This is a genomic window from Bacillota bacterium, from assembly GCA_018333655.1.
Lineage (GTDB): Bacteria > Bacillota > UBA994 > UBA994 > UBA994 > BS524.
The window spans coordinates 26,246-45,944 of sequence record JAGXTJ010000002.1 but is presented as its reverse complement, the minus strand read 5'-3'; the positions used below and the strand labels follow the sequence as shown (position 1 = coordinate 45,944).

Here is a 19,699-nt window from a genome sequence, read left to right as displayed (position 1 = left end):
AGATAATGAAGCTAGTACAATGTGTGCCTAATTTTAGCGAAGGGCGGCGCCCCGAGGTAATTGCCGCCATTCTTGACGCCATCAAGGGCGTAGAAGGAGTGACCCTGCTCGACCACAAACCTGATGTCGACCACAACCGGGTGGTAATAACTTTTGTGGGCGACGCCTCTGTAGTAGCCGAGGCCGCTTTTCGTGCTACCGCCAAAGCGGCGGAGCTCATTAACATGGAAACGCACCGGGGGGAGCACCCCCGCATGGGAGCGACAGATGTCATTCCTTTTGTGCCGCTGACGGGTGCGACGATGGAGGACTGTGTACAAATTGCCGAAGCCCTTGGTGAACGCATTGCGCGCGAGCTCGCTATCCCCGTGTACTTGTATGAAAAAGCGGCCAAAAAACCAGAGCGTCGGAACTTAGCCGATGTGCGGCGAGGCGAGTATGAAGGGCTGAAGCTTGACATTAACAAGGAAGAGCGCCACCCAGACTTTGGCCCGGCGCGCCTACACAGGTCTGCCGGCGCGACAGTAGTTGGCGCGCGCCCTCCCTTGGTGGCTTTTAATGTCAATCTAGCCTCGGGGGACGTCAAAATTGCCAAGGCCATTGCCAAGGCCGTGCGGGAGTCAAGTGGTGGCTTGCCGGCAGTCAAAGGGCTTGGCCTCATGCTCGAGGCCACGGGACAGGCGCAAATCTCCATGAACATGGTAGATTTCACGGTGACCGGGCTGCATACCGTATTCGAAGCCATTAAGCTAGAAGCGGCCAAGCATGGAGTAACAGTTGCCAGTAGCGAGGTTATCGGCCTCCTGCCGGCAAAAGCCATGCTCGACGTCGCGGCGCACTACTTGCAGCTCACCGACTTTAATCAGGAGCAGGTGCTAGAGCTAAAACTAGCGGCTAGACATGAAGGCTAGTCTCATCATCGCCGAGGGCAGGGTCGTCACTACGGTAGGGTACAGCCAGAGCCCCCAAGTTGGTAAGGCGCTAGGAGAAGTTATCACCCTTACCCGGGGGTATGTGCTCGTGCAAGGTGAAAGAATCTTAGCGGTTACCGACAACTATGATGAAGCCATGGCCTATTGTGACGCCGAAACAAGCACAATTGACGCCACGGGGAAACTAGTTATGCCAGGTTATGTAGACTGCCACACCCATCTTAGTTTCGCGGGTTGGCGAGACCATGAGTTGCCGCTGCGGCTAGCGGGGAACTCCTACCTCGATATTCTGGCGAGCGGCGGCGGTATTATTAGTACCGTCACGAAGACCCGCGCGGCGACCCCGGCGGAGTTACTGGCTAAAGTCCGTAGCTCTCTAGACACTATGCTGCTGCATGGCACCACCACCGTAGAGGCCAAGAGCGGCTATGGGCTGACCCTCGAGGATGAGCTTAAGCAGCTTCGGGTTTTGCGTGAGGCCGATGGCCAACACCCCGTAGACATAGTGCGTACATTTATGGGAGCACACGCCCTGCCGCCAGAGTATGCTGCCAACAGAAAGGGCTACATAGGCAGCCTTGTGCACGATATGTTGCCACAAGTTGCCGCAGAGCGACTAGCCGAGTTTTGCGACTGTTTTTGTGAAAACAAGGCCTTTACCATTGAAGAATGCCGTAAGGTCTTGCTCGCCGCGCAAAAGCTGGGTCTTGGAGCTAAAGTACATGCTGACGAAATTACCCCTCTCGGGGGGGCGCTTCTCGCGGCTGAGCTAGGCGCAGTTTCGGCAGAGCACCTTATTCACGCCGACTCCGCACACCTCGTAGCCATGGCGGCCGCAAAGGTTATTGCGGTGCTCTTGCCGGCGACCTCCTTCATTTTGCAGACACCGAAGCGTGCGCCCTTTAAGGAGATGCTCGCCTTAGGGGTGCCTGTAGCCATATCTACTGACTACAACCCGGGCACATCACCACTGCCCAGTATGCAGCTCTTGCAGTCTATGGCCTGTTTTCATTACGGCTTCACGCCGGCCCAAGCTTTTGCCGCTTCTACCATCAATGCTGCTCATGCCATTCGGCGCGGAGAAGAGTGCGGCAGCCTAGAAGCGTGTAAGTTAGCGGATATAACCATATTGAATGCTCCCAGTCTTGATTTCGTGCCTTACCACCTCGGGGTGAACTTGGTCGATAAAGTGATTAAGCGCGGCAAACTAGTTGTAAGTGAAGGGAAGTGTATTTATGGCTAAGGGAAAAAAGAAGAAGTCCCCACCTAAAGTAGAGAAGAAGCAAGCGCCAAAAATTGAGATGTGGGTGTACATGGTGGGCGGCGGGGCGCTTGGTCTTTTGGCTTGGATGATTTACCGTGCCGTAACAGGACAGTAGGAGGTTGACGAATTGCATTTTGCAGCAGAAAAATACAATGGTATTCTCGACGCCCTAGCTAGTGGTGACCCCACGCCCGGGGGCGGCACGGCAGCCGCGCTCGCCGGGGCCATGGCAGCTTCGCTGGTGGAGATGGTGGCCAGCCTCACCGTGAACCGCAAGAAGTACGTCGCCGTACAGGCCGAGATGGAGGCAGCTAAAGAGGCGGCACACGACCAGCGTTCTTCTCTTTTAGCCTTAGCTGATGAGGACGCACTCGCCTACCAGGCAGTTATGGCCGCACACAAATTGCCCAAGTTGGCCGCAGACGAAGTGGCCGCAAGACAGCTTGCCATCGAAAAGGCGGTGCGTCTAGCAGCAGAGGTGCCACTCAGGACGGCAAGTGCAGCGTTCAGAGTGTTAGAACAGGCTAACATAGTAGCCGAAAAGGGTAATCATAACGCCCTAACAGATGCTGGTGTGGCGGGGCTCATGGCGTTCGCCGCATTACGCGGTGCCCTCTACAATGTGCGTATTAACTTGACGTCTTTAGACCCGCAGCCTGCGTGGGCAGAAGAAATGGCGGCGGAGGCCGCTGCCCTACTGGCACGGGCGACTGTTCTCGAAGCGCAAGTAAGCGCCAAACTGGCTGCACTACGTTAACTACATTTAGGGAAGGAATGTGACTGCGTGAAATCTGACATCGAAATTGCCCAAAGCGCTAGTATGCTCCCCATCATTGACGTGGCCAAGAGTATGGGTCTTACCGAAGACGACCTCGAGTTGTATGGCAAGTACAAGGCCAAAATATCACCTGCGGTCGCCAAACGCCTAGCCAGTAAGCCTGACGGGAATCTTATTCTCGTCACCGCCATTAACCCTACCGCCGCAGGCGAGGGCAAGACGACGACGACAGTAGGCTTGGGTCAGGCTCTTGCTAAGCTAGGCAAGAAGACAGCTATCGCCCTGCGCGAGCCCTCGCTTGGTCCTAGTATGGGCGTCAAGGGCGGAGCTGCGGGCGGCGGCTTCTCGCAAGTCGTACCCATGGAGGACATTAATCTGCACTTCACCGGCGACCTGCACGCCATTACCACAGCGCACAATATGCTGGCAGCCATCCTAGATAACCATATTCACCAAGGTAATGCCTTGAACATTGACACGCGCCGCATCACCTTCCGCCGCGCTATGGACATGAATGACCGTTCCATCAGGCAGACCATTGTCGGCCTGGGTGGCAAGAATAATGGCGTTCCCCGCGAGGATGGCTTTGATATCACCGTAGCCTCAGAGGTGATGGCCATTCTTTGTCTGGCACTAGACATTGCCGACCTCAAAGAGCGCCTCAGCCGCATAGTTGTGGGCTACAATACAGAGCGCGAAGTAGTCACCGTGGCCGACCTTAAAGTAGCAGGGGCTATGGCGGCGCTCTTAAAAGACGCCATTAAGCCGAACTTGGTGCAGACGCTAGAGAATGTACCCGCCTTTATTCATGGCGGTCCTTTTGCCAATATCGCACATGGCTGTAACTCCGTGCAGGCCACTAAACTAGCTCTCAAGGTAGCCGACTATGTGGTGACCGAGGCCGGCTTTGGGGCGGACCTTGGTGCAGAGAAGTTCTTTAATATTAAGTGCCGGTTTGCCGGACTTAAACCGAAGGTTGCCGTCATTGTGGCGACGGCCCGTGCACTTAAACTGCACGGCAATGCCGACATCAAGAAGCTCAACACAGAGAACCTAGCGGCCTTAAGTCTCGGTGTGGCCAATCTTGAGCGCCATATTGAGTCCATGCAGAAGTTTGGGGTGCCGGTAGTGGTGGCTATTAACCGCTTCCCCGCGGATACGGAAGCCGAACTAGCATTGATTGCGGAAAGTTGCCATAAGATAGGTGCAAAGGTGGCTTTGTCAGAAGTATGGGCCAAGGGCGGGGAGGGCGGCAAGGCTCTCGCCGAAGCGGTACTCACTACTATCGAAAACGAGCCGGCCGATTTCAAGCCGCTCTACTCTGTTGACCTGCCCATAAAGGATAAAATAGCAACCATTGCCCGGGAAATATACGGTGCCGATGGCGTTGATTTCACCAAGGAAGCCGAAAACACCATGCGCCAGTTTGTGAAACTTGGCTTTGACAAGATGCCGATCTGCATGGCCAAGACCCAGTATTCCGTCAGTGACGACCCCAGCCTCCTCGGTCGCCCGCGTGGTTTTCGCATTACCGTGCGCGAGCTTAGAGTTTCGCGCGGTGCGGGGTTTATAGTAGCTCTTACCGGCGATATTATGACCATGCCCGGCTTACCAAAAGAGCCTGCGGCTGAGAAAATCGACGTGGATGCAGACGGCAAAATTTCCGGGTTATTCTAGTCAAAAGCAGGAGCGGAGGGAGTAAATGTGTTTTGGGGTTTGACAGTAGTAGCACTGGCTTACTTAGTCGGTTCCTTGTTGTTTGGCGTTGTCTATAGCCGACTGCTTAAAGGGAAAGACATCCGCAACACAGACAATCCTGGTGGCTCGGGCTCCGTTCGTCAGTTTGGCTGGGGTTTCGGACTACTCGTGGGCATCTCTGATGCGCTAAAGGGTGTTTTAGTCGCCTACTTTGTCTACACGCTAAGCAGAGACCCTGTGGTGATGCTCCTAAGTGCTATGGCCGTAGTGGCCGGGCACAACTGGCCGCTCTACTTTGGTTTTCGCGGTGGCGGCGGTCTAGCTCCGGCTTTTGGGGTTACTATCTACCATTTTCCCCTCGAATTTGCGCTGGGGTTAGTTCCCGCCTTGCTGGCCTACCTGCTTTACAAGCACACCTCCCTCCCACTGTACCTGCCCCATGTCGGTCCGGTGCCCGTGCTCAGCGTGACGGGGCTCTTGGCGGTATTTTTTCTCGTGTGGCAGAGGCATGGTTTATACCCCCACGCAGCCCTGCTGGTGGCCATGCTCCTACCCATCGCGGGCGGCGGTTACTCCATGTATTTAAGGGATCAGCGTAAACGCAAAGTACAGGCGAGTTAGCCACAAGCGGCAAAGTTAAAGGCCCCACCTCAAGGTGGGGCTTTTTTGATTCCTTCAGTGGTCGGCGCTGCTCAAAAATGCAACAGAAACGAGAGAATGTGCATGGTTGTCACCGTGGCTAGAGGGGCGAAGATGTTGTGGGTGCGCTCATAAACCAAGCCAAGCATAATTGTGCTCATGGGCACAATGAAAAAGCTTTGAATTAGTACGGCCGCAGCAAAGTTGCCTGCGAGCAAGGCAGGGATTAAGGAGAAAAGGGCGGCGAGAACGGTGGTCACACCGATGCTAAAGCTGGCGCTGTGGTGTTGTCGCAAAGCGCCTTGCACCAAGCCTCGCCACAATATTTCGTGGAAAAGGGCAGAGCTGACAGTGACATAGACTAGATTAGTCAAGAGGTCGGCGGTGACAATGTTGAGGCCACTCGGCAGGGCTAAGGTGCCACAGAGATACAGAAGTAGACCTGTCCAGATGCCTGTCCCAATGGCAGGCAGCACGCGTTTCATGGTGCAGCCGAGGAAAGTCAAGGCATTGCCATAGGTATCGGCGATCCACAAAATACCCGACATAATCATTACTCTCCAGCCCAAGATGACTAGGGGGTGGAGGGCCTGAAGCACTAGGTAGGACTCGACCACCACATGAAGTAAGGCCAGCCCTAAGGGCCACATTATTTTGGCCCCCTCATGGCCATAGGTGGCCTGAGGGTCGTAATCTTGCGTAACAAAGACCACCCCGGCAGCTACAGCGGCAAGCATGACCGCTAGTATCGCCAAGCTCATAATGAACTGGTCGTGCGGGGGGTATTGCTTGGCGCCGGGGTTGTGCAGTGCAATGGGCAACGCCCCTGGTCCTTGCCACAAGGTGCGCCGTGCCTGTATGTAGGTCGCACGCTCGCCCTCCGGACTAAACAGGGCGACGCGCGCCACTCCACGCCGGGGCAGAAAGACTTTGCGCACGCCGAAAACCTCAAGCACAGGTTCTTCATGGGCAATCGTGGCCAAGAGGGCCATGGCCTCGTCCATGGCCTCAGGCAGCACCTCCTGGGCAATGAAGGTCTGCCCACGCAGGACAGCGATTTCGGCCGGATGCGCATGTAGCACCAGCTGCGTAATGGGGAAAGACGCGCCCTCTTCATTTCCAGAGAAATGGGCCGTTCCTTCAGCCAGGAGGACAAAGGCCGTAAGCTCGCCGTGTCGGCTCGCCTCCACCATAACACCCCCCGCGGGATAAGAGAGATGTAAATGCCCAAGGGTGATTTCCCAAGGGTCAAAAACAAAGCTCTGGCCTATTTCTAACGGTTCATAGGGAGTTCCCAGATCGGCAGGAATAATTAGCACTATGGTCATAGCCAGTATCGCAAAGGAGGCCACAACAGCAAGAATGTAGATGCTGTGCGCCACTCTATTCCGTTTATGGGGGCTACGTTTGTCGGTCAAGGCAGACACTCCTTTCAAAGACGTACTAGCGTTTATTCGCTTTCAGGGGGGGCAATCCCTTTTGGTGTACTCAATTTCTCGCCACACACCTTCCTTATTGACACTGCCTAGCGCGAGGCCATAAAATTAGCTTAAGGGGGAGTGGCATATGTTGATTGCGGTAAGCATTGGCAATACCCGTACGAACATAGGCTACCTCGATGAGCAGGGGAGAGTCTTGTCGGTGATGGCGCAAGCAACTACTCGCCATGCCGATGAGTATTCTGGGCTAGCCAAGCAGTTAGCCCCTCTGGCCAGGGTTGTCTGTGCCTCGGTCGTGCCGCAAGCAACAGAGGCTCTTAAGCAGGCCCTTTTCCCGCGGGACATGGAAGTCCTCACTGTTCGGGATGACCTCGGTCTAACTTTTGCCACTGTGAACTATGCCGAGCTAGGCCCCGACCTCTATGTCAATGCACTAGCCTCGCAGTGGTTGTGGGGGCAGGATAGCCTTAATGTGGATCTTGGCACCGGCTCTACTTTCTGTGTTATTAAGAGCGGTGTCTACTGTGGAACGGCTATTGTCCCCGGCATGGAGTTGTCTTTTGCAGCGCTGACGCGGCGTGCCGCCTTATTATCTGAGGTGCCCTTGAAAAAACCGCCCCGTGTTATCAATGTGACGACTGTAGAATGCCTGCAAGCAGGAATTTACTACGGCTATCTGGAACTAGTGCGCGGTATGATTCGCCGCGTGCAAGAAGAACAAGGCAGGTTGCGCGTCGTGCTGACGGGGGGCATTGGTGCCTTTCTGCAAGATGGTTTGCGAGATGTGGTGGACGTCTATGAACCCCATCTTTCGCTTACGGGCATATGGGTGGCTGCCACACGCGCCCTAGGGCGAGTACCCTGGGGTATTCACAGCCAATGGTGAATACCCTGCGGGACTCGACCCGAGTTTCGATAATCGCTATGCATGCGTCTGGTATCCGAGAGGAACGAGAACGGAGGAAAGAAGAAGATGAAAGTTTCGACGAGGCAAATCGTTATTTCCGGCTTGCTCACGGCCGTGACCGTGGTCCTAGGTGTAACCAATTGGGGTTTTATCGCCTTACCAACCCCTGCGGGGGCAGCTACTTTTATGCATGTGCCGGTAATTATAGCCGGGGTGTTGGAAGGGCCGCTGGTAGGTGCCTTTGTGGGGCTCTTGTTTGGGCTCTTTAGTTTGCGCTTTATGGCTGACCCCTTGGTGGTGATACCCGCACGTTTAGTCATCGGGCTTTTTGCCTGGCTGGCCTTTCGCGGTGTGCGTAAGCTCACAGCACAGTACCTACCCGCCGGGAAGGGTCTACTGGGTGGTTTAGGTGTGGCCGGAATTGTGGCTGGCGTTGTGGGTACTTTTACTAACACCGCGGGCACTTTGCTTTTGGCGGTATGGCGAGGGTACCTCACCCCGACAGCAGCATGGACCATTGCCCTTACCCATGGCGTGCCCGAGTTGGTCCTGGCAGGGTTTGTAGTTGGGTCGCTCTTGGTGGCGCTCCTTCCTTTGATTAGGCAAGGCAAGATAAATGTCTAAAAGATAAACCGCCCGAGTTCCGCAGGACTCTGGCGGTTTTATTCTTCATGCTCGGTGATTAGGCCGTAAGTAATGCTTTTCTCACCGTGACGGTCCTTAATTTTGTCCATTACGGCTGCCACTTGGCGGCTCTTTTCGCTACGCGGTACGAAGAGGTCAAGCTGTTCTTCGCGCTCTCCCTCTCCCACCAGTTGATGAGCCGAAACCCCGACGAGGCGCACCGGTCGCCCATCAAAGTTGGTGTCGAATAGTTTGCGGGCTACAGCAAAAATCTCGCTATCGATGTCGGTAGCTAGGGGTAAGGTTGTTTGGCGCGAGTAGGTAGTAAAGTCTAGGTAGCGAAGTTTTAAATGGACTACGCGTGCTCGTAACCCCAGCTTGCGCAAGCGGCGGCCCACTTTTGCCGCCAGAGACAAGAGAGAGGCCCTGATGACATCCACCTCCGCTACATCGACAGCAAAAGTGTGCTCGTGACCAATTGATTTGACCGCATCATAGCTTTCTACGGCGCGGTCATCCTCACCTCGAGCGAGATGCCAAATGTGTCGTCCATGGCCCCCTAGGCGTCTCTCTAAAGAAGAAGCGTCGCATTTTTGCAGGTCTCCTATGGTTTTTAGGCCGAGTTTGTGGAGCTCGGCCGCTGTTTTCGCGCCCACGCCCCAAATTTTGCCCACCGGCAGGGGGGCGAGAATGTCTTTAGCGTGTTGCTCCGTAATAACCACCAGCCCGCCGGGCTTTTTGAGGTCGCTCGCTAGTTTGGCGAGAAACTTATTGGGGGCTACCCCTAAGGAGCAGGAGAGGTGTAGTTCGGCCTGCACGCGCTCTTGAATGGTTCGCGCCATATGGGGAGCGGTGCCAAAGAGGTTTTGCGAGTGAGTGACATCGAGAAAGGCCTCATCGATAGAAACAGGCTCAAAGAGAGGGGAGAATGCGGCCATAATGGCAAAGACTTGTTGCGATATCTCGCGGTAGCGTCTACCTCTGCCGTGCACAAAGATGCCGTGCGGGCAACGCCGATAAGCTTCGCTGAGAGGCATGGCGGAGTGCACGCCAAATTTGCGGGCCTCGTAAGAACAAGTGGAGACGACTCCCCGCTCATTGGGGGCACCACCGACAATCACAGGCTTGCCGCGCAAATGGGGAAAATCTAGCTGCTCCACGGACGCAAAAAAAGCATCCATATCGAGATGGATAATCTGACGCATGAGCTTCTCTCCAAACATATGTTTGTATTAGTATACACCTTAGTGATGAAAATGAGAAGCGAGAGAAACGAGAGAGGCTCGCGTAGCGTGGATAGAGAACATATTGGAAACAAGTCGTGGTAAAATAGAAAGAGCAAAACTTAAGCAGGTGACAATGATGTTCATTTTTTCAGCCCAGTGGGGCAGCGTCCCAGAAAAAGATGTGCAGGCTGCCGCGGAGATCCTTAAGGAGGGCGGCGTGGTGGCTTTTCCGACTGAAACGGTTTACGGTCTAGGGGCACGCTATGACAGCGAGGTGGCCATAAAGAAAATCTTTGCCGCTAAGGGTAGGCCTAGTGACAACCCTCTCATCGTGCACATCTCGCATCCTCGTGAACTTGCCCTCGTGGCGCGGGAGTTTAGCCCTACCGAAGAGAAGTTGATGATGGCCTTTTGGCCGGGACCTTTGACCCTAGTTCTAAACAAGCAGGAGGCGGTGTCTCCTCTCGTCACAGCGGGGCGCAACACAGTTGGCGTGCGCATGCCGAGCAATCCCCTCGCGCTAAAGCTCATTGCCGCGACAGGTGTTCCTCTCGTGGCGCCAAGCGCCAATATTTCTGGTCGCCCGAGCCCCACCACAGCCCAGCACGTGGCCCAAGATTTAGTGGGCCGGATTGACGCCTTGCTAGACGGCGGTGAGACAACGGTGGGGCTTGAGTCAACAGTAATCAGGGTCTTTTCTGACCGCATTGTCGTGTTACGGCCGGGCTCTGTAACCCGCTCCATGTTAGAAGAGGTGGCCAAGCTTCCGGTCATGCTTTCGACAGAGACCGAGGGCGTTCCAGAGGCGCCTGGTATGAAGTATGTACATTACGCTCCGGAGGCTCAGCTAATTCTATATGTAAAAGCGAACCGAGATGAAATTGCGGCCTCCTTAGCTCGCGATTTGAGCACGGCAGTTATCGCCTATGCCGATACCTTAGATGGTTTGCCCGCCAATGTACACAAGTTTACGTTGGGAGAAAGGGGAAGTGTGGATTTAGCCGCGCAGAGACTCTATGCCTACTTAAGAGAAGCTGATAGTCTAGGGGTGGAGAGAATTTTGGTCGAAGGAATCGAAAGTAAGGGGCTCGGTGAGGCGGTCATGAATCGCCTCTACAAGGCCGCATCACAAGTCATAGGAGGACAAGCATGAAGATTCTTTTCGTCTGCACAGGGAACACCTGCCGTAGCACCATGGCGGAGGCTATGTTTAAACGTAGCGGTAACGACACCGTGCGTTCAGCTGGTGTGGCGGCAGAAACAGGGGCGCAGGCCTCGCGCGGGGCGACTCTGGTGATGGGCAAGAGAGGGATAGATTTAGCCGAGCACCGGGCACAAATGATCACGGAAGAAATGGTGGAGTGGGCAGACATGGTACTGACCATGACTAAGCGGCACAAAGAGGTGGTCTGCGAGCGTTTTCCTGCTGCTAAGGGCAAGATACATACCATTAAAGACTTTGCTTTAAGCGAGGCGGACAAGCAAGAAATTACGGCCAGACTTCATGCGCTCTATGCGTCTGTGGACGAGAAGCGACGTCAGTTTGCTCTTAAAAACTCCCCCAACATTGCCGATCTGCAAATTAGACGCAGCGAGCTTTTAGCCGAGTTGCAGGCTGTGGAGGAACAGCTGGTGGAAATGCAAGGGCAACTTAGGGAACTTCTCTACCGTGAACGGCAAGAAATTGAGAAAGTAGAGGCTTTTCTCGCCTCATCCGACGTAGCCGACCCTTTTGGGCAGGGCGAAGACATCTACCTGCAAAGTGCGGAAGAGATAGAATTGCTCTTAGCCAAGGTACAAGAAAAACTAAAAGAGACTTCCTGAGGGCGCGTCTAGGACTTAGTTATGATAGAATATAGTTTGGATTATTGGTGAGGCAGGTGTTAAGTGGTGAGGATCTCGCTCGGATGTGACCACGCTGGGTACCCGCTCAAGCAAGAAATTTTAGGCCTACTCTCTCGCCTAGGGCACGAAACACAGGACCGCGGGTGCTTCAGTGAGCTTTCTGTCGACTACCCAGATTTTGCAGCATTAGTTTGCGACGATGTAGTTGGTGTAGAAGCTGATCTTGGTATCTTAATTTGTGGTTCGGGCATTGGCATGTCGATTGCTGCCAATAAGCGCTGTGGTGTGCGCGCCGCCCTCTGTCACGACACCTATTCGGCCAAGATGTCGCGTCAGCATAATGACGCTAATGTTTTATGTCTGGGGCAAAGGATTGTGGGCGTTGGTTTGGCCCTTGAGATTGTCACAGCTTGGCTAGAGAATGAGTTTGCGGGCGGAAAACACGCCTTGCGACTGCAAAAAATAGCTGAACAAGAGACGATTAACAAGACATGTAGAGGAGCGGATGACAGTGAGTTTAAAGTTAATTGACCCCGAGATCGCAGCGGTGCTTGATGAGGAGCTTGTGCGTCAGCAGCATCACTTAGAGTTGATTGCCTCTGAGAATTTTGTCTCGCGGGCCGTGCTAGAGGCCATGGGTTCAGTGCTGACCAACAAGTATGCTGAAGGATACCCAGGCAAGCGCTACTATGGTGGGTGCCAGGTGGTAGATAAGGCTGAAGACTACGCGCGTCAACGTGCGCTGCGTATTTTTGGTGGTGACCATGCCAATGTGCAGCCGCATTCCGGCGCACAGGCCAATATGGCTGTGTACTTTGCTTGCTTAAAGCCTGGCGACACGGTGCTCGGCATGAATCTCTCACATGGGGGGCATTTAACCCATGGCAGTCCCGTCAATTTCTCGGGGCAGCTTTACAACTTTGTCTCGTACGGGGTCGGTACGGACGGCTTTATCGACTACAGCGAAGTGGAGCGGCTAGCTCTAGAGCACAAGCCCAAGCTCCTCGTGGCGGGGGCTAGTGCCTACCCACGCAAAATAGATTTTAAGCGTCTTAAAGAGATCGCCACCCTCTCTGGATCTTTGTTTATGGTAGATATGGCCCACATTGCGGGCCTCGTGGCCGCCGGCCTCCATGCCAGTCCTATTCCTTTTGCTGACTTTGTCACTACCACCACCCATAAGACGCTACGTGGACCACGTGGTGGCATGATCATCTGTACGGCAGACTGGGCCAAGGCCATCGACAAAGCAGTTTTTCCCGGCATGCAGGGCGGGCCGCTCATGCACACCATCGCCGCCAAGGCCGTGTCTTTCCAAGAAGCCCTCTTGCCAGAATTTGCCGCATACCAAGAGCAGGTTGTAGTCAATGCCAAAGCACTGGCTGAGGGCCTCTTGCGGCGTGGCTTTGACCTGGTGTCGGGCGGTACTGACAACCATCTGCTGCTCGTTGACTTGCGTAGCAAGGGGCTCACGGGCAAGAAGGCCGAAAAAGTCCTCGATAGCGTCGGCATAACGGTAAATAAGAACACCATCCCCTTCGACCCCGAAGGTCCGTTTACCACGAGCGGTATTCGCATTGGTACCCCTGCCATGACCTCGCGCGGCATGACAGAAAGCGCTATGGCGAGGATTGCCGACCTAGTGGCCGATGCTCTGGAAAACAGCGACAATGAAGTGGTGCTCGCGAGTGTGATAAAGGGCGTTGGCACCTTGTGTGCTGAGTTTCCGCTTTATGCGTAGCGATAATAATGTCTACCTGCTAGACCACCCCCTTATCCAGCACAAGCTGACTTTTATCCGGGACAAGCATACCGGCTCCAAAGAGTTTAGGGAGTTAGTTGACGAAGTGGCCATGCTCCTAGCCTACGAAGTGACGCGTAACCTGCCTTTAGAAGAGGTGCTTATAGAGACACCGGTAGCAAAGACGCATAGCAAAGTGCTCTCGGGCAAGAAGCTAGGCATCGTGCCCATTCTCAGGGCCGGTCTAGGCATGGTCAATGGGCTCCTCCGCCTTGTTCCTACGGCGAAAGTCGGCCATATTGGCCTGTACCGCGACCCAGAGACGCTTAGCCCAGTTGAGTACTATGCCAAGCTGCCGACAGATGTGGCCGAAAGAGAGCTTATTGTCCTTGACCCCATGCTGGCCACGGGCGGCTCTGCTGTCGCCGCTATAAACTACCTGAAGGGCAAGGGCGCCACAAATATCAAGCTGATGTGCTTGATTGCCGCCCCAGAGGGCATTGCCACCGTACACGGCGCACACCCCGAGGTAGAGATATATACGGCGGCCATAGATTCGCATCTTAATGAACACGCCTACATAGTACCCGGCCTCGGTGATGCCGGCGACAGGCTCTTTGGCACAAAATGACGAGGCTCGGCTGGGATGAATACTTTATGGCTATTACCAAGGTGGTGGCAGAGCGCAGCACCTGTTGCCGGCGGCGTATTGGGGCGCTTATCATTTATGACCGCCGTATTCTGACTACCGGGTACAACGGCGCACCCTCTGGGCTGCGGCACTGCACAGATATCGGCTGCCTGCGGGAAGAGCGGGGCATCGCCTCTGGCGAGCGCCACGAGCTGTGCCGCGGCATGCATGCCGAGCAAAACGCTATCATCCAGGCGGCCTCTTCTGGGGTGTCCATTCGGGGCGGCACGCTGTACACCACCCACTTCCCCTGTGTTATGTGTGCCAAAATGATTATTAACGCCAAGATTGCGCGCGTCGTATTTAATTCGGACTACCCAGATCGCTTGGGCCAAGAACTACTGGCAGAAGCAGGACTGCAAGTTAAACGTCTCGGTGAAGCCGGGGCAGAAGAATAGTATCGGCCTAGCTGTGGCGGAAGGTGGAGCATTGATTGACGATTAAAGTGTTTACTGTCTTTGGCGTGAGGCCAGAGGCCATTAAAATGGCCCCCGTCATAACGGAATTAGCCAGGCGCCCGGAGTTTAGTGTCGCCGCTTGCGTCACAGGGCAGCATCGCGCCATGCTTGATCAAGTGCTGCGCCTTTTCCATATTGAACCGCGGTACGACTTAAATATTATGCGCGACAGGCAGACCTTGCCAGAGACTTTTTCTCGCGCGGTTTTGGGGCTAGACAATATCTTCCGTGAGGATCGGCCGGATATTATACTCGTGCATGGCGACACCCTCACCACTTTTGCCGCCAGCTTGGCTGCTTTTTTTAACCAAGTACCCGTGGGCCATGTCGAGGCGGGGCTACGCACCCACCATAAGTACTTGCCTTTCCCCGAGGAGATGAACCGCAAGCTTACTGGCGCCCTAGCAGACATACACTTTGCCCCCACTTTAACTTCGCGCGACAACTTGCTCTGCGAAGGTATTAAAGCCGCGAGCATTTACGTTACGGGCAATACCGTTATCGACGCTTTAGCGACTACTGTGCGAGCGCAGTATGAGTTTCACGCCCCTGCGCTTAAAGAGTTGCCGTTAGGCGGTCGGGTGCTTCTCGTTGAGGTGCACCGGCGAGAAAACTGGGGCGCGCCCATGGGCGAGATGTGCCAGGCGCTGCTTGACATTGTGGACGATTTTCCTGATATACAGGTGGTCTTCCCCGTACATCTTAACCCCGTTGTGCGCGAGGTGGTGATGCCACTTCTTTCCGGCCAGGAGAGAATACATCTCCTCGACCCCCTCGATACCGATGACTTTCATAATTTGATGGCCAAGAGCTACCTCATCCTTACCGACTCCGGTGGGCTGCAGGAGGAGGCGCCAGCGCTCGGAGTACCCGTACTGGTTATGCGCAACAACACCGAGCGCCCAGAAGCCGTACTGGCTGGAACCGTGGTCGTAGTGGGCACGTCGCGACAGGGGATAGTGGAGCAGACTAAGCGTTTGCTGAAATCTACCGAGGCCTACCTAGCGATGAAGAACGCCGTTAATCCCTACGGCGATGGGCAGGCCTCACGTCGGGTGGCCGAGGGGCTCTTGCACTACTTTGGACGACGCGATGAAAGACCAGCAGAGTGGGTGGTCTAAAAGATGAAAGAATATCAAGTTAACTTTTTCACTTTGCAGGAGACGCAAAATTCTCGTGGAAATCATAACACGAGTGCATATTGTATACACGTTTCGGTGTAGTATGCGCCTGCGCTCCGGGTATGAGCTGTTGTCGCTCCTCACGCAGATTGGGTTAAATGTAGTTGTGGCGGTGGCCGTAGGGGCCTATATTGGCCTGTGGCTTGACAAGTAGCTAACTACGGGAGTAGTATTCACTTTGCTAGGGACCGTAGCTGGTATAGGAGGCGCCTTGTGGAGTGTCTATAACACCATCGAGGGGTTCTTTCGCGAGAGGAATGGTGAGCACAATGAATGACCCCTTACAGCTCGAACGCGAATTGCGGGGGCGCATTATTTTCATTGTTCTCGCACTTAGTGCGGCCTCGCTCCTTTTCGCCTGGCAGGCCTCGCTAGGTTTGCTCCTTGGCGGTGTGGGCGCGATTGTTTACCTGCGCCTCTTGGTGCTTGATGTCCACTCCCTTACACGACACAAGAACCCTCTCGTCGCCACCCGTATCGCTCGGCGCGCTTTTGCTAAACGCATGTTCTTTATTGCCGCCGTAATGGTTGTACCATTCTTTAATCCTTGGTTCAATTTTGCGGCCACCGTTATCGGGGTCCTTACCATTAAGATGGCCATTTATCTTGGGGAACTTGTGCACGTCCTTAATCGCAGACACAAATGATGGGGTGTGGTGGAGAAGATGTTAGAAGTCGAATCAGCAATAATTTTTCGTATCTTTGGCGTTCCCGTGCCAGATTTTGTGGTCGTCTCTTGGGTGGTCATGGCCTTTATAGTGCTCTTTGCCTACATGGCCACGCGTAGGCTACAGGCTGTGCCGCGCGGGGCGCAAAATGTGGCCGAAATGATGATGTCCTTTTTTGAGTCTATGGTCATAGACATGATGGGTAAGTCAGGTGTATCCTATATTCCGCTCATTGCGACCATCGGCATCTTCACCCTGACACTCAATTTGTCTGGACTCATACCCTTTGTGACTAGCCCCACTACGCGCTTAGACACAACCTTAGGCCTAGCGACGTTCGTGTTTCTGGTGGCCCATGGTACGGCCATCCATCGCAAAGGCTTGGGGGCCTACTTAAAGGCCTACATTGAGCCTTACCCAATTATGTTGCCGATGAATATCATTGGCGAGCTCGGCAAGGTCTTGTCGCATGGTTTTCGCCTCTATGGCAATATGTTTGGTGGCTTAGTAATGACTTTTGTGTTTTATCAGTTGGTGCCCTGGGTCATGCCCGGAATTCTTAATTTGTGGTTCGGAGTCTTTGTGGGTGTGGTGCAATCGCTAGTCTTTACCTTGCTAGCAGTTGCCTATATACAAGTCCAAGCGGAGTAATTTCGCTCACTTTGAAAGGAGGGGAAAAGATTGACTGATGTAACTTTTTGGGGGTATGTTATTGTCATCGCGGCCGTTTTCGTTGGTTCAGGCCTAGCCTTGATTGCCGGTATCGGTCCTGGTATTGGGCAAGGTTATGCCGCCGGTAAGGCCGTAGAAGCCATTGCGCGTCAACCTGAAGCCGAAGGCAAGATTCGTACTTACCTTATTCTTGGCGATGCCATCGCCGAATCCACGGGTATTTACTCCTTGGCCATTGCGCTATTCATGATTCTTATGTTTGCTCGCCCGTTGTTTAACCTTATTATTGAGAGATAGTATATGTACCTGGGTCAGGAAGTGGAATGGGCCAAGGCCCATTCCCTTCTTGGCGCTTGTTCTACCTAAAAAGGAGTGGTCGGGATGCTGAACCCGTTGTACATGGTCCAGATGCTCCTGAACTTTTTCGTGCTCATGGGTTTGCTCACCTATTTCTTGTACAAGCCGGTGCGCAAGGTCATGGCGGAAAGGTCAGCGGGCATTGAAAGGGCATTGAATGAGGCCGCTCTCGCTCGGGAAGAAGCCGAGAGTATGCGTCAAACCTTTGAAAGCGAGATTGCGCAGGCGAGGGAGACCAGCCAGCGCATTATAGAAGAGGCCACCAAACATGGCCAAAAAATTAAGGATGAACTAGTTGCCGAGGCGCGGAAGGAAAGCGCACGCATTGTAGAGCGCGCGCAATCTGAGGTGCAACATGAAGTGGGCAAGGCCATGGCCATGCTCAAGGAGCATGTCTTAGAGTTGACCATCAGTTCGGCGGCCATGGTCATCGGGCGGGAGATCAACCCTGCCACACATCGCCAACTCATCTCCGACACCCTTGAAGGGATGGGCAGGCAGTAATGGCCGGCGAAATTCTGGCCATGCGCTATGCTCTGGCCCTCTTTGCTGTGGCCAAAGAGCAAAGCATTGTCGATGAAGTGCACGAGGATCTTTTCGCCTTCTCAACTCTCGTCAAAGACAAAGCCGCGAGTCTTCTTTTTTCGCACCCCCGCGTGGAGAAAAAGAGACGTAAAGCCATCGTGGACAAGCTCTCTGTCGGCTACCAAGTCGCCGCGGTCGACTTTCTCAAATTACTTATCGACAAGGGGCGCGAGTCAGAGCTTGATAGCATCGTCGTAGCCTTCACGAAACTGTCGCAAAGAGATAGGGGCGAGCTCCACGCTGTGGTGCATAGTGCCACCCCCCTGACGAATGATGAAATCCAAAGTCTTAAGCATAAACTCGGGGAGCCAGAGAGAGTAGTGCTTGACCTTCGTATAGAGCCTAGGCTCTTAGGCGGGGTCACTGTACGGGTGGGCAATGTAGTCTACGATGGCAGCGTTATGGCACGACTCAAGGCCCTAAAAAATCAGCTTTCACAAGTAGAAGTCAGGATTGCAGAGGTGAAAGATATTGCGCCTTAAGCCAGAAGAAATTAGCTCTATTCTGCGGCGGGAAATAGAAAATTACCGGTCGCAAATCGAAGTGGCCGAGGTCGGCACCGTCCTAACCGTTAGTGACGGTATTGCTCGTGTTTACGGGCTAGACAATGTCATGGCGAGTGAACTCGTGGAGTTTCCGGGTGCCGTTTTTGGTGCGGTACTCAATCTTGAGGAAGACAATGTGGCGGTGGCCATTTTTGGCTCTGACGTGGGCATCAAAGAAGGCGACACGGTAAAGCGCACGGGGCGCATTGCCTCGGTACCTGTCGGGGAAGCACTGCTTGGACGAGTCGTCAGCCCCCTAGGCCAGCCCCTCGATGGCAACGGCCCCATCGTAACAGACAAGTATCGCCCGGTGGAAATTATCGCGCCTGGTGTTATCGAGCGCAGACCAGTAGATACACCGCTGCAGACTGGGCTTAAGTCCATTGACTCGATGATCCCTATTGGACGTGGCCAGCGCGAACTAATTATTGGCGACCGCGGCACAGGTAAGACCGCCATCGCCGTAGACACCATCATCAACCAAAAAGGGCAGGGAGTTATCTGCATCTATGTGGCCATTGGCCAAAAAGCGTCGACAGTGTCGCGAATTGTGCGCACGCTAGAAAGCCATGGTGCACTCTCCTACACCATCGTAGTATCTTCTACCGCTGCAGACAGCGCTACCCTGCAGTTCTTGGCGCCTTACGCTGGTTGCGCCATGGGTGAATACTTTATGCATGAGGGTCGCGATGTCTGCGTGATATACGATGATCTTTCCAAGCATGCCGTTGCCTATCGCGCCATGTCGCTCCTGATTAGGCGCCCGCCCGGCCGCGAAGCCTACCCTGGGGATGTCTTCTACTTGCACTCTCGTCTTCTGGAGCGCGCTGCGTGTCTATCGAAAGAGTATGGCGGCGGAAGCCTTACCGCTCTCCCCATTATCGAGACACAGGCAGGCGACGTTTCAGCCTACATTCCCACGAACGTCATTTCTATCACTGATGGGCAGATTTTCTTGGAAAGCGACCTGTTTTACTCTGGTATTCGTCCTGCGGTCAACGTAGGCCTATCTGTCTCCCGCGTGGGTAGCAAGGCTCAGATTAAGGCCATGCGCCAAGTAGCGGGGCGACTCCGCCTTGAACTGGCGCAGTATCGTGAGCTGGCGGCCTTTGCGCAGTTCGGTTCAGAGCTAGACAGGGCCACCCAGGCGCGTTTGGCACGCGGGGAGCGCTTTACGGAGCTCCTCAAGCAGGGAGAAAATGTCCCCATGCCTATCGAAGAGCAGGTGGTTAGCATCTACCTCGGCGTGCACGGACATTTAGACAGTGTTGAAGTTAAGCGAGTAGTTGGTTTTGCAGGGGAATTTTTGCGTGTCATGCGAGACAAGCATAGCCGCATTCTCTCTACTATTAGAGAAGAAAAAGCCCTCAGCCCAGAGACCAGCAAAGCTCTCGATGAGGCCATAGCCGAGTTTAAGCGCTTGTTTTCTTAAAGAGGGGGTGAGGTATA

General features: G+C 54.3%; 24 protein-coding genes. 22 read left to right on the top strand and 2 right to left on the bottom strand.

Annotated elements, in window-relative coordinates; genetic code table 11:
• The first annotated feature begins 2 nt into the window (after positions 1–2).
• The 6 genes from ftcD to KGZ92_00365 are packed head-to-tail and all read left to right on the top strand — an operon-like array spanning position 3 to position 5,293.
• Entirely contained in the window at positions 3–911 is a 909-nt protein-coding gene (gene ftcD / locus KGZ92_00390) for a glutamate formimidoyltransferase (GenBank protein MBS3887746.1), read from the top strand.
• Positions 901–2,175 carry an imidazolonepropionase gene (gene hutI, locus KGZ92_00385; protein MBS3887745.1) on the top strand — a complete coding sequence of 425 codons (1,275 nt, stop codon included), beginning with the start codon at positions 901–903 and terminating at the stop codon, positions 2,173–2,175. Before ftcD ends, hutI begins: the two co-directional genes overlap by 11 nt.
• The gene (locus KGZ92_00380; GenBank protein ID MBS3887744.1) at positions 2,168–2,311 is read left to right on the top strand and encodes a hypothetical protein; all 144 of its coding nucleotides are present in this window, start codon (positions 2,168–2,170) and stop codon (positions 2,309–2,311) included. Before hutI ends, KGZ92_00380 begins: the two co-directional genes overlap by 8 nt.
• Before the next feature lie 12 nt (positions 2,312–2,323).
• Complete coding sequence (locus KGZ92_00375) at positions 2,324–2,953, top strand: cyclodeaminase/cyclohydrolase family protein (GenBank protein ID MBS3887743.1); 630 nt, start codon at positions 2,324–2,326, stop codon at positions 2,951–2,953.
• A gap of 27 nt (positions 2,954–2,980) precedes the next feature.
• Positions 2,981–4,651 carry a formate--tetrahydrofolate ligase gene (locus KGZ92_00370; protein MBS3887742.1) on the top strand — a complete coding sequence of 557 codons (1,671 nt, stop codon included), beginning with the start codon at positions 2,981–2,983 and terminating at the stop codon, positions 4,649–4,651.
• 27 nt (positions 4,652–4,678) lie between these two features.
• On the top strand, positions 4,679–5,293 hold the full coding sequence (locus tag KGZ92_00365; GenBank protein ID MBS3887741.1) for a glycerol-3-phosphate acyltransferase: 615 nt from the start codon (positions 4,679–4,681) through the stop codon (positions 5,291–5,293).
• A 71-nt stretch (positions 5,294–5,364) separates the two neighbouring features.
• On the opposite strand, the gene KGZ92_00360 is transcribed toward KGZ92_00365, so the two are convergent.
• The gene (locus KGZ92_00360) at positions 5,365–6,729 is read right to left on the bottom strand and encodes a CPBP family intramembrane metalloprotease (protein ID MBS3887740.1); all 1,365 of its coding nucleotides are present in this window, start codon (positions 6,727–6,729) and stop codon (positions 5,365–5,367) included.
• Positions 6,730–6,877: 148 nt separating this feature from the next.
• Here KGZ92_00360 and KGZ92_00355 point away from each other — a divergent pair, with 148 nt between their 5' ends.
• Both KGZ92_00355 and KGZ92_00350 read left to right on the top strand, forming a co-directional pair.
• A complete protein-coding gene (locus tag KGZ92_00355; protein ID MBS3887739.1) occupies positions 6,878–7,636 on the top strand; it encodes a type III pantothenate kinase in 759 nt (252 codons plus the stop codon).
• An 87-nt stretch (positions 7,637–7,723) separates the two neighbouring features.
• Entirely contained in the window at positions 7,724–8,281 is a 558-nt protein-coding gene (locus KGZ92_00350) for an ECF transporter S component (GenBank protein ID MBS3887738.1), read from the top strand.
• Positions 8,282–8,319: 38 nt separating this feature from the next.
• On the opposite strand, the gene dinB is transcribed toward KGZ92_00350, so the two are convergent.
• Positions 8,320–9,504 carry a DNA polymerase IV gene (gene dinB / locus KGZ92_00345; GenBank protein ID MBS3887737.1) on the bottom strand — a complete coding sequence of 395 codons (1,185 nt, stop codon included), beginning with the start codon at positions 9,502–9,504 and terminating at the stop codon, positions 8,320–8,322.
• A 139-nt stretch (positions 9,505–9,643) separates the two neighbouring features.
• On the opposite strand from dinB, the gene KGZ92_00340 reads away from it, so the two are divergent.
• The 14 genes from KGZ92_00340 (at position 9,644) to atpA (ending at position 19,682) form a co-directional block, all read left to right on the top strand.
• Positions 9,644–10,660, top strand: coding sequence for a threonylcarbamoyl-AMP synthase (locus KGZ92_00340; protein MBS3887736.1), 1,017 nt, complete (start codon positions 9,644–9,646; stop codon positions 10,658–10,660).
• The gene (locus KGZ92_00335; GenBank protein ID MBS3887735.1) at positions 10,657–11,331 is read left to right on the top strand and encodes a low molecular weight protein arginine phosphatase; all 675 of its coding nucleotides are present in this window, start codon (positions 10,657–10,659) and stop codon (positions 11,329–11,331) included. Before KGZ92_00340 ends, KGZ92_00335 begins: the two co-directional genes overlap by 4 nt.
• Positions 11,332–11,394: 63 nt before the next feature.
• Positions 11,395–11,883 carry a ribose 5-phosphate isomerase B gene (gene rpiB, locus KGZ92_00330; protein MBS3887734.1) on the top strand — a complete coding sequence of 163 codons (489 nt, stop codon included), beginning with the start codon at positions 11,395–11,397 and terminating at the stop codon, positions 11,881–11,883.
• Positions 11,858–13,093: a serine hydroxymethyltransferase gene (locus KGZ92_00325; GenBank protein MBS3887733.1), complete on the top strand. Its 1,236-nt coding sequence runs from the start codon at positions 11,858–11,860 to the stop codon at positions 13,091–13,093. The genes rpiB and KGZ92_00325 overlap by 26 nt, the downstream gene beginning before the upstream one ends.
• Positions 13,086–13,724, top strand: coding sequence for a uracil phosphoribosyltransferase (upp, locus tag KGZ92_00320; GenBank protein ID MBS3887732.1), 639 nt, complete (start codon positions 13,086–13,088; stop codon positions 13,722–13,724). The genes KGZ92_00325 and upp overlap by 8 nt, the downstream gene beginning before the upstream one ends.
• On the top strand, positions 13,721–14,182 hold the full coding sequence (locus KGZ92_00315) for a cytidine/deoxycytidylate deaminase family protein (GenBank protein MBS3887731.1): 462 nt from the start codon (positions 13,721–13,723) through the stop codon (positions 14,180–14,182). The genes upp and KGZ92_00315 overlap by 4 nt, the downstream gene beginning before the upstream one ends.
• An 86-nt stretch (positions 14,183–14,268) precedes the next feature.
• Positions 14,269–15,363 carry a UDP-N-acetylglucosamine 2-epimerase (non-hydrolyzing) gene (gene wecB, locus KGZ92_00310; GenBank protein MBS3887730.1) on the top strand — a complete coding sequence of 365 codons (1,095 nt, stop codon included), beginning with the start codon at positions 14,269–14,271 and terminating at the stop codon, positions 15,361–15,363.
• A gap of 55 nt (positions 15,364–15,418) precedes the next feature.
• Positions 15,419–15,577, top strand: a complete 159-nt coding sequence (locus KGZ92_00305; protein ID MBS3887729.1) for an AtpZ/AtpI family protein — start codon at positions 15,419–15,421, stop codon at positions 15,575–15,577.
• Between the two features lie 115 nt (positions 15,578–15,692).
• A complete protein-coding gene (locus KGZ92_00300; GenBank protein MBS3887728.1) occupies positions 15,693–16,070 on the top strand; it encodes an ATP synthase subunit I in 378 nt (125 codons plus the stop codon).
• A gap of 18 nt (positions 16,071–16,088) precedes the next feature.
• Positions 16,089–16,742: a F0F1 ATP synthase subunit A gene (atpB, locus tag KGZ92_00295; GenBank protein MBS3887727.1), complete on the top strand. Its 654-nt coding sequence runs from the start codon at positions 16,089–16,091 to the stop codon at positions 16,740–16,742.
• A gap of 60 nt (positions 16,743–16,802) precedes the next feature.
• The gene (atpE, locus tag KGZ92_00290; protein ID MBS3887726.1) at positions 16,803–17,060 is read left to right on the top strand and encodes an ATP synthase F0 subunit C; all 258 of its coding nucleotides are present in this window, start codon (positions 16,803–16,805) and stop codon (positions 17,058–17,060) included.
• A gap of 84 nt (positions 17,061–17,144) precedes the next feature.
• Positions 17,145–17,624 (top strand): F0F1 ATP synthase subunit B, encoded by a 480-nt coding sequence (gene atpF, locus KGZ92_00285; GenBank protein ID MBS3887725.1) that lies wholly within the window; start codon positions 17,145–17,147, stop codon positions 17,622–17,624.
• Positions 17,624–18,187 (top strand): ATP synthase F1 subunit delta, encoded by a 564-nt coding sequence (gene atpH, locus KGZ92_00280; protein MBS3887724.1) that lies wholly within the window; start codon positions 17,624–17,626, stop codon positions 18,185–18,187. The genes atpF and atpH overlap by 1 nt, the downstream gene beginning before the upstream one ends.
• A complete protein-coding gene (gene atpA / locus KGZ92_00275) occupies positions 18,177–19,682 on the top strand; it encodes a F0F1 ATP synthase subunit alpha (GenBank protein MBS3887723.1) in 1,506 nt (501 codons plus the stop codon). The genes atpH and atpA overlap by 11 nt, the downstream gene beginning before the upstream one ends.
• The last annotated feature ends 17 nt before the right edge of the window (positions 19,683–19,699 follow it).

What these genes read in the sequence shown, in the direction of transcription:
- hutI (MBS3887745.1), top strand. Translation starts at nt 901, where the DNA reads ATGAAGGCTAGTCTCATCATCGCCGAGGGCAGGGTCGTCACTACGGTA.
- KGZ92_00350 (MBS3887738.1), top strand. Translation starts at nt 7,724, where the DNA reads ATGAAAGTTTCGACGAGGCAAATCGTTATTTCCGGCTTGCTCACGGCC.
- atpF (MBS3887725.1), top strand. Translation starts at nt 17,145, where the DNA reads ATGCTGAACCCGTTGTACATGGTCCAGATGCTCCTGAACTTTTTCGTG.
- KGZ92_00315 (MBS3887731.1), top strand. Translation starts at nt 13,721, where the DNA reads ATGACGAGGCTCGGCTGGGATGAATACTTTATGGCTATTACCAAGGTG.
- KGZ92_00325 (MBS3887733.1), top strand. Translation starts at nt 11,858, where the DNA reads ATGACAGTGAGTTTAAAGTTAATTGACCCCGAGATCGCAGCGGTGCTT.
- KGZ92_00300 (MBS3887728.1), top strand. Translation starts at nt 15,693, where the DNA reads ATGAATGACCCCTTACAGCTCGAACGCGAATTGCGGGGGCGCATTATT.
- KGZ92_00340 (MBS3887736.1), top strand. Translation starts at nt 9,644, where the DNA reads ATGTTCATTTTTTCAGCCCAGTGGGGCAGCGTCCCAGAAAAAGATGTG.
- KGZ92_00355 (MBS3887739.1), top strand. Translation starts at nt 6,878, where the DNA reads ATGTTGATTGCGGTAAGCATTGGCAATACCCGTACGAACATAGGCTAC.
- upp (MBS3887732.1), top strand. Translation starts at nt 13,086, where the DNA reads ATGCGTAGCGATAATAATGTCTACCTGCTAGACCACCCCCTTATCCAG.
- atpH (MBS3887724.1), top strand. Translation starts at nt 17,624, where the DNA reads ATGGCCGGCGAAATTCTGGCCATGCGCTATGCTCTGGCCCTCTTTGCT.
- wecB (MBS3887730.1), top strand. Translation starts at nt 14,269, where the DNA reads ATGGCCCCCGTCATAACGGAATTAGCCAGGCGCCCGGAGTTTAGTGTC.
- KGZ92_00335 (MBS3887735.1), top strand. Translation starts at nt 10,657, where the DNA reads ATGAAGATTCTTTTCGTCTGCACAGGGAACACCTGCCGTAGCACCATG.
- KGZ92_00380 (MBS3887744.1), top strand. Translation starts at nt 2,168, where the DNA reads ATGGCTAAGGGAAAAAAGAAGAAGTCCCCACCTAAAGTAGAGAAGAAG.
- dinB (MBS3887737.1), bottom strand. Translation starts at nt 9,504, where the DNA reads ATGTTTGGAGAGAAGCTCATGCGTCAGATTATCCATCTCGATATGGAT.
- atpB (MBS3887727.1), top strand. Translation starts at nt 16,089, where the DNA reads ATGTTAGAAGTCGAATCAGCAATAATTTTTCGTATCTTTGGCGTTCCC.